Source organism: Isoptericola luteus (assembly GCF_020297055.1).
Taxonomy (GTDB): Bacteria; Actinomycetota; Actinomycetes; order Actinomycetales; family Cellulomonadaceae; genus Isoptericola; species Isoptericola luteus.
The window spans coordinates 132,699-144,215 of the sequence record NZ_JAIXCQ010000009.1; the positions used below are offsets into that span (position 1 = coordinate 132,699).

Annotated in this window: 10 protein-coding genes and 1 tRNA gene; 2 read left to right on the forward strand and 9 right to left on the reverse strand. The window is 71.3% G+C overall.

All coding sequences use genetic code 11. The features are described 5' to 3' along the window. Positions 1 to 12: 12 nt before the first annotated feature. Together LEP48_RS13590 and LEP48_RS13595 are read right to left on the reverse strand one after the other, a co-directional pair. On the reverse strand, positions 13 to 2,334 hold the full coding sequence (locus LEP48_RS13590; protein WP_225566132.1) for an immune inhibitor A domain-containing protein: 2,322 nt from the start codon (positions 2,332 to 2,334) through the stop codon (positions 13 to 15). A 134-nt stretch (positions 2,335 to 2,468) separates the two neighbouring features. Continuing rightward, on the reverse strand, positions 2,469 to 2,966 hold the full coding sequence (locus tag LEP48_RS13595) for an NUDIX hydrolase (protein ID WP_225566133.1): 498 nt from the start codon (positions 2,964 to 2,966) through the stop codon (positions 2,469 to 2,471). 352 nt (positions 2,967 to 3,318) lie between these two features. On the opposite strand from LEP48_RS13595, the gene LEP48_RS13600 reads away from it, so the two are divergent. After that, complete coding sequence (locus LEP48_RS13600) at positions 3,319 to 4,386, forward strand: 3-deoxy-7-phosphoheptulonate synthase (protein ID WP_225566134.1); 1,068 nt, start codon at positions 3,319 to 3,321, stop codon at positions 4,384 to 4,386. A gap of 11 nt (positions 4,387 to 4,397) precedes the next feature. Here LEP48_RS13600 and LEP48_RS13605 read toward each other — a convergent pair whose 3' ends face one another. The 6 genes from LEP48_RS13605 to LEP48_RS13630 form a co-directional block, all read right to left on the reverse strand. After that, positions 4,398 to 5,387: a hypothetical protein gene (locus LEP48_RS13605; RefSeq protein ID WP_225566135.1), complete on the reverse strand. Its 990-nt coding sequence runs from the start codon at positions 5,385 to 5,387 to the stop codon at positions 4,398 to 4,400. A 128-nt stretch (positions 5,388 to 5,515) separates the two neighbouring features. Then, entirely contained in the window at positions 5,516 to 6,889 is a 1,374-nt protein-coding gene (locus tag LEP48_RS18860; RefSeq protein WP_225566136.1) for a DUF4232 domain-containing protein, read from the reverse strand. A 74-nt stretch (positions 6,890 to 6,963) separates the two neighbouring features. Further along, a complete protein-coding gene (locus LEP48_RS13615; RefSeq protein ID WP_225566137.1) occupies positions 6,964 to 8,214 on the reverse strand; it encodes an NAD(P)/FAD-dependent oxidoreductase in 1,251 nt (416 codons plus the stop codon). A 216-nt stretch (positions 8,215 to 8,430) separates the two neighbouring features. Next, entirely contained in the window at positions 8,431 to 9,309 is an 879-nt protein-coding gene (locus tag LEP48_RS13620; protein WP_225566138.1) for a fructosamine kinase family protein, read from the reverse strand. Between the two features lie 234 nt (positions 9,310 to 9,543). Next, positions 9,544 to 9,720, reverse strand: a complete 177-nt coding sequence (locus LEP48_RS18535; RefSeq protein WP_255641375.1) for a PIN domain-containing protein — start codon at positions 9,718 to 9,720, stop codon at positions 9,544 to 9,546. 314 nt (positions 9,721 to 10,034) lie between these two features. Next, positions 10,035 to 10,457: a DUF6228 family protein gene (locus LEP48_RS13630; RefSeq protein WP_225566140.1), complete on the reverse strand. Its 423-nt coding sequence runs from the start codon at positions 10,455 to 10,457 to the stop codon at positions 10,035 to 10,037. 227 nt (positions 10,458 to 10,684) lie between these two features. Between LEP48_RS13630 and LEP48_RS13635 the strand changes: the two genes are divergently transcribed. After that, positions 10,685 to 11,308 carry a site-specific integrase gene (locus tag LEP48_RS13635; RefSeq protein ID WP_225566141.1) on the forward strand — a complete coding sequence of 208 codons (624 nt, stop codon included), beginning with the start codon at positions 10,685 to 10,687 and terminating at the stop codon, positions 11,306 to 11,308. A 98-nt stretch (positions 11,309 to 11,406) separates the two neighbouring features. On the opposite strand, the gene LEP48_RS13640 is transcribed toward LEP48_RS13635, so the two are convergent. Next, a tRNA-Pro gene (locus LEP48_RS13640) sits at positions 11,407 to 11,483 on the reverse strand. Positions 11,484 to 11,517 lie beyond the last annotated feature (34 nt).

Below are 11,517 nucleotides of genomic sequence, written 5' to 3' on the forward strand. Positions count from 1 at the left end.
GCTGCCGACGGGTCAGCGGCGGTTGCGCGGGGTCGTGACGTCCACCGTCATCACGCCGTGCTTCTTGTCCAGCTTGGAGACCTTGATCTTCGTGCCGGACCCGGCCACGATCACCGATCCGCCCGGGTTGGTCTCGTCGTAGTAGGCGTACGGGTCGGAGTCGTTGAACACCCGCTCCGTCCTGTCGGCCCAGGTGCGCAGCGTGGTCATGCCGTCCTCCGTCTCACGGTGCAGGCGGAAGGAGTCGGACCGGCCGGTCGTGAACGTGGCGTCGTACGCCTGGATGCGGTTGCGGGCGACGACGCCGTCCGACCACCGCATGGCGCGTGCGTCCGCGTCGACGGGCAGGGCACGCCCGCCGCCCGGGTGCTGCGACGTGTTGTTGTCCCCGTAGAAGCTGTTCGCGTACCAGACCAGCAGGCCGTCCTGGTACGGGAAGTGCTCCACGGTGTTCGGCTTGGACTCCGTCCAGCCGAAGTTGTACGGGCCGGTCCGCAGCGTCGTGTCGTACCCGGCGTACTGCCGGTTCTCGGCCACGTAGTAGTGGGAATACTCCACGTCGTAGGTGCCGTCGGCGGAGATGACGGTGAAGCCGTCGTTGGTCCAGCCGGCGACGCCGTCGGAGAAGTCCTCCGTCAGCGCGTCGCCCACGGCCACGTCGTCGACGGCGAGGCCCAGCTCGTTCACGCCGCCGTCGGACGCGTACCGGAACCGGACGGACGCCGTCTGGCCCTCGTAGGCGGACAGGTCCGCCGTGAGGTCGACCCAGGCGCCGTCCGTGGTGCCGGAGATGCCGCCGTTCGCGCCCTCGTCCGACTGGTTCGTGGGCAGCGGGGTCCACGACGCGCCACCGTCGGTGGACACCTCGACGAACGCGTAGTCGTAGTCGACCTCGATGTCGTAGTTGACCTTGGCGGTCAGCGACCCGCCCGCGGGCACCGTGAACGTCGGCGAGGCCAGCGAGTTGTTGACGTTGCTCGCGGAGCCGGAGTAGGCGAACTGGCCGTCGTGCGGCGTCACGCCCAGGTCGACCTGCTTGACGCCGTCGGGCAGGTTCACGACCACGGCCTGCGCCTTCTTCGTGGCGTGGAACGACGGGCCGAGCTTCACCCGGGCTCGTTCGCCGGGCTCGACCGTCTCGTAGTCCAGCCAGCCGAGGAACATCTTCTCGGTGGCGCCCATGTGGTTCGGCGTGGTGCCGATGGTGTCCTTGCCGTGACCCAGCCAGGACCCGGAGCTCATGAGCGTCCAGAACCCGGTGCCGTTCTCGCCGCCGGCCGTGTCGTAGTAGTCCGGCAGGCCGAGGTCGTGGCCGAACTCGTGCGCGAACACCCCGAGGCCGCCGTTCTCCGGCTCGGTGGTGTAGTCGCGGATCCAGAGGTCGGAGTCGCCGATCTTGATGCCGCCGGCCTTCTCGTAGTCGGCGGGACCGTCGCCCTCGAGGTACCCGTTCGGGTTCACCGCCCAGCGGTGCGACCAGATCGCCCACTCCGGGGCGCCGGCCTCTTCGCCCTCGCCCGCGTGGATGGCCTGGAAGTGGTCGATGTAGCCGTCGGCCTCGTCGAAGACGCCGTCGGCGTCGAGGTCGTAGCGGTCCCAGACGTCGAACGACTGGAGGTACTCGGTGATCTCGGCGTCGGTCTTGCCGGCGGCGAGCTGGTCGGCGTACCAGGCGTCGGCGGCGTCCTGGACGAACCGCGTCATGTCGACGTTCGACTCCGTCTGGCCGTACGAGGCCTCGGCGTACGGGACGGTGACCCAGTCGGAGACGTCGCCCTGCAGGTCGAAGCGGCCCGACGACATCTCGTCGTACACGCCCGCGAACGACTCGCCGTTCTGGTCGTCCAGGCCGGTGAAGAACATCTCCTCGAAGTGCTCCTGGGAGAAGTCCGACGTCCAGTAGGTGCTGTTGTCGCTCCGGGTGGGCTCGGGGATCTCGTTGTGGAGCGGCCCGGACGTCGGGGCGTCGGGGAACCGGTCGTCGGCCTGGTCGCCGAACTCGATGAGGAAGCTCAGGAGCTGGGCCGTCTGCTCGGTCTCGTACTCGACCCACTGGCCCTTGCCGACCTTGACGGACTTCGAGGTCCGGTCGCCCTTGCCACGGGTGACGACCTTCGCGTCACCGGTCGCGACGCGGTCGACGGCCTCCTGCTTGAGCGCCTGCCGCTTGTCGGCGAGGGTGTCGGGCCGGTCGTCGTTCTTGATGTGCGCGGGTGAGTCGTGAGTAGGTGGCTCGCCGGGAGCGGGTGCTGCGGCGGCGACACCGGGGACGACGACGGCTGCTGCCAGCAGAGCCGCCGCCGCGCCGAACGCGCTGGTGGTGCGTACTCTCACTTTTCCTCCAAGGTGTGCTGGAGCGCCGGCCGGAAGACGACCGGCGTGCCCATCCGCCAGGACGTCGCTGTCGGGGCGAGATGTGGCCAAGGACACACAACCAGAGATGGGTTCGACGCGCGCGACGAAAAGGCTCAGCGCGTGAAGAACGGGCCGGCGCCCGGAGCGGCGCGCCACCCGAGCGCGTGGGCGAGCCGTTCGGCGGACGACGGCGTCAGGTCCGCTGGGACGTCGGCGGGGGCGAACCACGCGACCTCGAGCGACTCGTCGTCACCGACGTGGGCACGCGCCGCGGCCAGGGCGCTCACGGGGCGGCACAGGAAGCACAGGTCCAGGTACTGCGAGCGGTCGCCGTTCGGGTAGTCGACCGGGTCGGTCACCGTCACGGACACCAGCGCGTCGACGACGACGTCGACGCCGGTCTCCTCGAGCACCTCGCGCACCAGGCCCGCCGCGGGCTCCTCGCCGGGCTCGAGGATGCCGGACGGCACGGCCCACCGGCCCGTGTCCGCGCGCCGACCGAGCAGCAGCCGGCCGTCGTCGTCGAGCACGACGCCCGACACCCCGGGCAGCCACAGCAGGTCGTGACCGACGTGCGCGCGGAGCGCGGCGACGAAATCGGGGACAGGCATGCGGCGACCCTACCCACCGTCCCGAAGGCCCGGATGGTGGACAGAGTTGGACGACGGACCACCGACGACGTACCTTCGACGACGTGGACACCCGTTGGTATTGGCGCTTTACGCCGGCTCCGGTAGGAGCTCGGCGGGCTGACGCCTGACCGACGACCACCTCCGGAGCCAGCACAGGGCCTGGGACGCATCATGCGTCCGGGGCCCTTCGTCGTCAGACGGGCCGCTCCGGTCGGGCATGGGCCACGGTGCGTCGACGATGCCGGACCCGCCACGACCGCCAGCACCCCGAACGCGACCAGGAGCCCCGATGCGCACCACCACCAGCAGCGCCGCCGCCCATACTGAGCTGATGGCTGAGACCTCCGACCTGCGCGTCCGCGCGCTCGACCCGCTGCCCGCGCCGGGCGAGATGCGGGCCACGCTGCCGCTCGGGACCCCCCGCAGCGACCTCGTCACCACCTCACGCCGCGAGGTGCGCGACGTGCTGCGGGGCGAGGACGACCGGCTCATCGCCATCGTCGGCCCCTGCTCCGTGCACGACCCGGAGGCCGCGCTCGAGTACGCCCACCGCCTGGCGCCGCTGGCGCGCGAGCTGTCGGACGACCTCGTCGTCGTCATGCGCGTCTACTTCGAGAAGCCGCGTACCACCGTGGGCTGGAAGGGCCTCATCAACGACCCGCACCTGGACGGCACGCACGACGTGCACCACGGGCTCCGGCTCTCGCGCGAGGTGCTGCTCGGCGTGTTGGACGCGGGGGTGCCGGCCGCCTGCGAGTTCCTCGAGCCCACCAGCCCGCAGTACATCGCCGACGCCGTGACCTGGGGGGCCATCGGCGCGCGCAACGCGGAGTCGCAGGTGCACCGGCAGCTCGCGTCCGGGCTGTCCATGCCGGTCGGGTTCAAGAACGCGACCGACGGGGACGTGCGTATCGCCGTCGACGGCTGCATCACCGCCGCCAGCGAGCACACGTTCTTCGGGGCGGACGCGGAGGGCCGGGCGGCCGCGGTCGAGACCACCGGCAACCCGGACTGCCACGTGATCCTGCGCGGCGGGCGCAGCGGCCCCAACTACGGCACCGACGACGTCGCGGACGCCCTGGCCGTGGCGCGCACCTCGGGCCTCGGTGGCGCCGTCGAGGCGGGGGTCGTCGTCGACGCGTCGCACGGCAACTCCGGCAAGGACCACGTGCGCCAGGCCGAGGTGGTGCGCGAGGTCGCAGCGCGCCTCGCCGCCGGTGAGCGGGGGATCTCCGGCCTGATGATGGAGAGCTTCCTCGTCGCCGGCGCGCAGAAGCCCGCGCCGCTGGAGAAGCTGACCTACGGGCAGTCCGTCACCGACGCGTGCATGGACTGGGGCACCACGGCGGAGCTGCTCGGCACGCTGGCCGCCGCGGTGCGGGAACGCCGCTCGGTCTGAGCCACGGGGCCTCAGCCCACGACGCGGAGGACGGCGTCGTGGGCGAGCGGCGCCGGTCGCCAGCCGGCGTCGGTCAGGAGACGTGCGATCGCCACGCCCACTCGCCCGTTCCAGGCGTCCGAGCCGGTGAACCTGCGAACGATCGTGCGGGGTGTGACGAGCCGATTCTGGCGGTCCCGGTCTGCAAAGACCGCACCGGGTGTCGAGTGCACGTCGCGACCGTCGATCTCCACGAGCAGGACGGTGTCGCCGGGTAGCACCCAGGCGAGGTCCACCCGCGCGAACACCCTGGCGTCACGTCCGGCGATCGCGAGCTGCAGGGTGTCCGGTGGGAACCCGAGATCGACGCACGACAGCCGTGCCCAGGTCTCCGCCGGCGACTCCGCGCGTGCGTCCGCGTCGCTCCACCAGCCGTGGGTCCTGGCGACTCCCGGACGGCGCGCTGCGGCGGCGTGGGCGGCGGTGAGCTCGGTCGGCGTGATGGCTTCCCTGTGGAGCGCGGAGTCCAGGAGCGCCACAGCATGTCGGCGGCCCAGCTCGGGCACGGCCTGGACCAGGGCGTCCGGGACCGCGGCGACCCGGAGACCGGCGACGACGTCCCACCGGTCGAGCGCGATCCGTCGGAGCCGGACCGGCGGACACGTCGCGCGAGGAGCGCCGGTGGGCACGGTGACCTCGGGTCGGATCCTCGCCGGCGCACCCTGGACCTCATGCAGCACCAGCGCGGCCAGCCCGGTGGCGATCGATCCCCGGTGGGCGAGGACGCCGAGGACGGCGGACCGTCGTCGTCCACGATCGAGCTCGTGGCGCGTCGTGGACACGGGGAGACCGACGTCGTACACGCCGCGGACGACGAGCCGCCACTCGTTGCGGCGGAGGGAGCCGGCGACCTGCGACCGGGTGACGCCCTGTTCTCGGCACTGGTCGGCCGAGACGAGGCCTTCCTGGAGCGAGGCCAGCCGGAGCAGGGAGTTCGGGACGGCAGGTGGGCGTCGGGGCACGGAAACAGTCCACCAGAGGCTCACCATCGTCCGATGTGGTCATCCACAGCCTGCCGACCGCGCACTTCCGTCCCTGGCCGTCGCCTTCCCGGGCTCTGAAGACGACGCGCAGGGACGACCGGGCGCGGTCATGACCAGCCGTCGGCGCCCTGCGCCCAGGGTCCGATCTGGACCTCCGCGCCGTCGAGGACGTCGAGGGTCGTCGGCCCGGCCGAGGTCCCTGCGCCGGCCGGGATCTCGGGGACGAGCCGCACGGGGTCGGCACCCGGCACAGGGGTCACGTCGAGGGCGGTCGTGACGTCCGGGTCGTTCGCCGTCGACATCGCGTCCCACTCGAGCGTGGCCAGCAGGTTCTCGCCGGGCGGCACGACGACGCGCCCCGGCACCACGCCCGGCGCGGCGGCCACGAACCGCACCCCGGCCTGCTCCTCGCCGTCGGCGTCGCGGAACACCACGTCCGGTACGCCGTCGACGGCACAGGGAGCGGCCGAGATGTTGCGGGCCTCGACACCGAGGTACCTGCTCCCGAGCGCCGCGTCGGGCGTGCCCAGGGTCAGCTCGAGGTCGGAGCCCGTGCAGTCGGGGGCGTCGGCGTCGGCGGGCCACTGCTCGACGTCGTCCGGCAGCGGCACGGAGTGCGGCACCGTGCGGGGCGGTTCGAGGCCGGCGACCCAGCCGGTCGTCTGCGAGCCGTCGTCCGCGACCAGGGTGTACCCGGTCGGCGTGACCACCGTCGACTCGGGGGCGTCGTCGAGCAGCGTTGCCAGGGCGCGGGCGTCGTCGGACCCGGTCGGCGAGGTCGTGGTGATGCGCAGCTCGCTGGGGCTGACCTGCTCCCAGGTGAACGCCACCCGCGTGACGCCCGGGTACGCGGCGACGTCGGCGACGAGCCCGGCCGTCGCCGCGCGCGGCACCAGGCCCGCGTCGTAGACGACGGCGTCGTCGCCGGTGCGCAGCCGGTTCGGGGGGCGGAACATGCCGCCCTCGTCGGCGTGCTCGACGACGGCGGCCGCCGGGGCGAGCCGGGCCGCGTCCGGCACGGTGACCGTGGAGTCGTCCACCGTCGACGCCCCGCTCGCTAACAGCGAGTACGCGAGGGCGACCGCGCCCTCGTCGGGTGACCGGAGGCGCATCGTCTCGTCGCCGGCCGACGTGGTCGGGCCCGTCGTGAACGTCAGCGCCAGCACCGTGGAGGACTCCAGCGACGCGGGCACCCGGGCCTCCGACGTCACGGCGCTCGCGGCCGACTGCGCGGCGGCGGGGGAGAGGGCGGGGTCGAGCCGTACCGTCCAGTCCACGAACGTGACCGGATCCTGCGACAACCCGGCCGACGTCGTGTCCTCGGTGTCGAGGCCCACCACCCCGGGGACCAGCTCCACCCGCGCGGCGACGTCCTGCAGCGGTCCGGGCAGCGGCTCCACCACCGAGCGCCACACGAGCGCGAGCACCATGCCGATCGTGGAGACGAGGAGCATCACGGCGACGGCACGGGTACGGGTCACGGCGCCGATGGTGCCAGATTCTCAGGGGCGGCCGGTGCCGCTCCCGTGCAGGTGGTGCACAGGCACCGCCCCGGTCAGCCGGTGAACGCCTCCAGCTCGTCGCGCGGCACGACCCGCCGAGAACGGATCAGCTCCTCGACGTCGTCCATCCGCTCCCACACGTTCATGGCCATGCCCGCGTGGACCGCGCCGTCGCGCAACCAGAACGCGACCAGCTCGCGATCTTCCGTCGATCCGCTGATCACCAGCTCGTAGCCGCCCGCACGCAGGTCGACGAACCCCTTGTACTCCATGCCGACGTCGAACTGGTCGCTGAAGAAGTACGGCAGGACGTCGTAGGGCGAGTCGTCGCCGAGCATCGCGCGGCCGGCGTGGGCGCCCGACTCCTGCGCCACCGCCCAGTGCTCCACCCGCAGCGGGCGGCCGTAGTGCGGCGACGGGATCGACGCGATGTCGCCCGCCGCGAAGACGTCCGGGTGCGAGGTGCGCAGGGAGCCGTCCACGACGACGCCGCCACCCTGCGCCGCGGGCCGCAGCTCCAGCCCCGCGGCCACGGCCAGCCCGATGTTCGGGGTCACGCCCACGCCGATCACGACGACGTCGGCCTCCAGGTGCCGGTCGCCGGTGAGGTCCACGCCGGTCACGCGGCCCTTCTCACCGGTGAGGGCGATGGCCTCGCCACGGTGGCGCCCCACGCCGCGCTCGGTGTGCAGCGCCCCGTACAGGGCACCGAGCTCCGGGCCGAGGACCGCCTCGAGCGGGTTCGCGGCGAGGCCCACGAGGCAGACGTCGAGCCCGAGCGTGCGCGCCGACGCCGCGACCTCCGTACCGATCCAGCCGTCTCCCACGACCACGACCCGCTCCGCCCCCTCGAGGGACGCGTTGAGCAGGATCCCGGCGAGCAGATCCGCGTCGTCCACCGTGCGCAACGTGTGCACGCCAGCGAGCTCGTGGCCCGGCACCCCGAGCGAGCGGGGCGTCGAACCCGTGGCCAGCAGCAGCCGCGAGAACGGGAGCACCGTACCGTCCGTGAGGGTCGCCCGGCGCGCCGCCGGGTCCAGACCCACCACCATCGCCGACGTGCGGACCTCCACCCTCTGCTCCGAGTACCAGGACTCCTCGAGGGGGAACACCGCGTCCGGCTCGGCCTGGCCGCGCAGGTACTCCTTCGACAGCGGCGGGCGCTCGTACGGCTGGTGCCGCTCGGCGGTGACGAGCACGACGTCGATGCCGGCGTCCTGCGCGCGGACGGCCTCCGCCGCGCGGGCGGCCGCAAGGCCTCCGCCGACGATGACGACCGGCTCGGTGGGTGACTCGATGGACACGGAGCGCCTCCAGATGGCCGCGGCGAAGGTCACCGGGCCTCGACCAGTCTCACCCCCGCTGGTCGGGGCTGCAACGCACCGCCGGTCCGTGGACGGCGGAAGAACCTCCGCCCAGCATCGCTCGTGGTCAGAGAGCCTTCCGGTGGGATCGAGCCGGAGCGGGTCCGTACGTCGGACGCAGTTCGCTGCGCGCAGCGAAGCGCGCCGCGATCAGGGTCACTTGCGGAACGGGGCCAGCGTGGTGCGCACGATGTCTCCGGCACCCCAGTCGTCGTCGAACTGCGCAAGCACCGCCAGGTGCTGACGGAGCTGAAGGATCGGCATGCGGTCGCGCCAGCCGCGGTCGAGCGACGTCAGCTCCGCGTACAGGTCGAAGAAGCGCTGCGCCTCGGGCGGCGGTGCCGTCGTCCAGAGGTGGGCCAGGTCGACGTCGGCCCACGTGTACGAGACGGCCGGGTCGATCAGCGCAGGCCGCCCGTCGGGGGTGGCCAGGACGTTCTGGGCCCACAGGTCGCCGTGCGTCAGGCAGGCGCGCGCGTCGGGAAGCAGCTCCGGAAGTCTGGCGCACAACCGTTCCAGTGCGCTCCTGTCGGGGGCGTCGAGAGCGGCCCGTACGCGGGGTTCGTCGAGCCAACGCAGCAGTCGGCACCGGGCGAAGAACTCGAAACCGTCGTCTGCCCAGGTGTTGATCTGCCGCCGGCGCCCCAACCAGTTGTCGCGGTGCCACCCGAACCGGGAGCTGACGGTGGTCGTGTGCAGGTGGGCCAGCGCGTGCGCGAGCTGCTCCCAGAGGGCCTCGGTGCTCGGCCGGGGACACAGCATCGACAGCACGAGCAGGTCTCGGTCGGCGTGAAGCACGTCAGGTGTCGTGACGCCGCCCAACGTGCGCAGAGCCACAAGACCCTCCGCCTCCGCCTCCAAGGCGCCGTCCAAAGTTTGCTCGGCGAACGTCTTGGCAAAGATCGACGTGCCGCCCGCGCGGCGCGCGAGACCCGCGACCGCCGCGAGTCCGCCTGTCGCGGGCTCGACCGCGACGACATCCGTGATCCCCGCCGCATGCAACCGCTCTGAGAGCAGCGTCGTCGGATCGGACATCCGGCGCCTCCCTTGCCTCGACCCTCGCCCGTCGCCGCGCGACGCATCGGCATTCAAGCACGGTGATGTCGTCGTCGAGGAGAAGAAAAGCCGGACATCACGTGCCGCGCGCGAGCGCGGCGCCGCAGTCGTCCGTCGGTCGACCCATCTGTTCCTTGAGCCAGAGCAGGTGTGTCGTTCGCTGGCGTTTGCCGCTGGTCGCATCGACAATCCCCCAGTTGCCCCCCGGCGGGGTCACGGGCTCGTCGTGCTCGGACCCTGGTCCGACCCGTCGTCGGCGAGGTAGATCCCCACACGGTCGGTGGTCCAGATTGGTACGCCGGTACCGAAGAAGTCGTTGTCCTCGGTCCACACCTGGCACTCCAACATGAGCGCGACAGCGAGGATGGGCCAGTCGTCCGGGTCGCGCATCTCGATCCGTGCCAGGGCCGGGCCCGCTTGGTGGCGTAGAACTCTTCCTCGACGCCGTGGACCAGCGGCTCGAGTGCGTCCAGGATGGCGAGCGCCGCAGCGTTTCCGCTGGCCAGAGGGCCTTCCTGTCGGTCGGGGTGACAGGATTGGAGCCTGCGACCTCTTCGTCCCGAATGGAATCCGAGGCATCCTTGCGGTCGCTCGCGCGCGGGATCCTGCGGCTTCTCGTCCGCTGCTGTTCGCGGATCGTCGGATAGTTTGTGCAGCAGTTAGTACAGCAGCGCAGCGACCGTGGACGATCGCGGATGCGTGGGTCAGGCCAAGAGGTGATGGAAGCCGTCGGCCAGTCGGCGAACGTCCTCGCCGGCTCCGTGCTGTGTCGTCACTGCGAAGCTCCACGAGTGCTCCCGCTCGTATGGTGCATTCGTCAGATCCCAGCGCAAGTGCACGTGGCCGTCGTGCCGTGCGGAGATCCGCAGTTCGCTCTCCAAGGACTGCCAGACACGCTCGCCGGTCCAGCCGCGGAAGTCGTCGTACATGGCGTGGAAGAAGCCCACGAGGTCTCTGGAGCCTCCGAGAAGAACCTCATGTTCGACGCTCACGCCGCCACCTGTTGCACGCATGACCATTCCGCCGACGTAGGGGTCATCTGGGCCGTAGGGGAAGGACCTCTTGAACTCCAGAGTCAGCCCGCTCGGGGTCGGAACTCGGAGCAATGGCCGGTCGTCATGCTGCACGCCAACAACGTATCGGTGGCCAGCCTGGTGCCCGAAGGATTTCCGGCGGGGACACTCGGAGGCGCTGCGGCGACAGTGGAGCACAAGAGGCTGACGGAGGTCTGGGTCAAGGGTGGGCGTAGCCCATCGCGGAGCGACGCCGTAGGCGCCCTTGATGCTGGCCGTAGTCGGCCGAATGCTCAGAACACCAGGCCCTCGACGTCCTGACGTTGACGAAGGCTCACTGGATGTACGCGTACATCGTGGTCTCGATGCTGGTCGGGGTCCGCACGGAGGAAATGCGGGCGCTGACCTGGGATCGAGTCGACCTCGACGCTGAGCCGGCGACGGTCGCGGTCTGGCGTTCGGTGCGGAAGTCGGGGGACACCAAGACCAAGAAGTCCAGGCGCACCCTCGCGATGCCAGACCTCGCGGCCGACCTCCTCCGCCGTCGTCATCGGGAACAGGAGGCCGACCGCGTGAAGGCGGGAGCCGACTGGAAGGACACCGGACTCGTCTTCACGACCAAGGTCGGCACCGCGCTTGATCCGGCCAACGTGCGCCGGGGCTTCCGGGCCGCGCTGGGTTCCGTCCCGAGCGTCAACCCTGACGACTGGACTCCGCGCGAGCTTCGGCACTCGTTCGTCTCGCTCATGTCGGCGGGTGGTGCGGCGGTCGAGCAGATCGCTCACGTCGTCGGGCACTCGGACACGTCGACGACGGAACGCATCTACCGCCACGAGTTGCGCCCCGTGATCCAGACCGGCGCCACCTTCATGAACAAGTTCGCCGCCGTCGACGACGTCGGGCCGGACTGGCACATGGAACCGCTGTTCAGGCTGCCGGGGGAGGGGAGCCGAACCCATGCGTAGTGCAGCAGTTAGTACAGCACCGGGGGTTCTGGGGGCATCGGGGCAAAGCAAAAGGCCCCCTGCGCTCAGCGTTTCCGCTGGTCAGAGGGCCTTTCGGCTGGTCGGGGTGACAGGATTTGAACCTGCGACCTCTTCGTCCCGAACGAAGCGCGCTACCAAGCTGCGCCACACCCCGAAGGACTGCTCCCACGCCCATAGGCATCACCCTG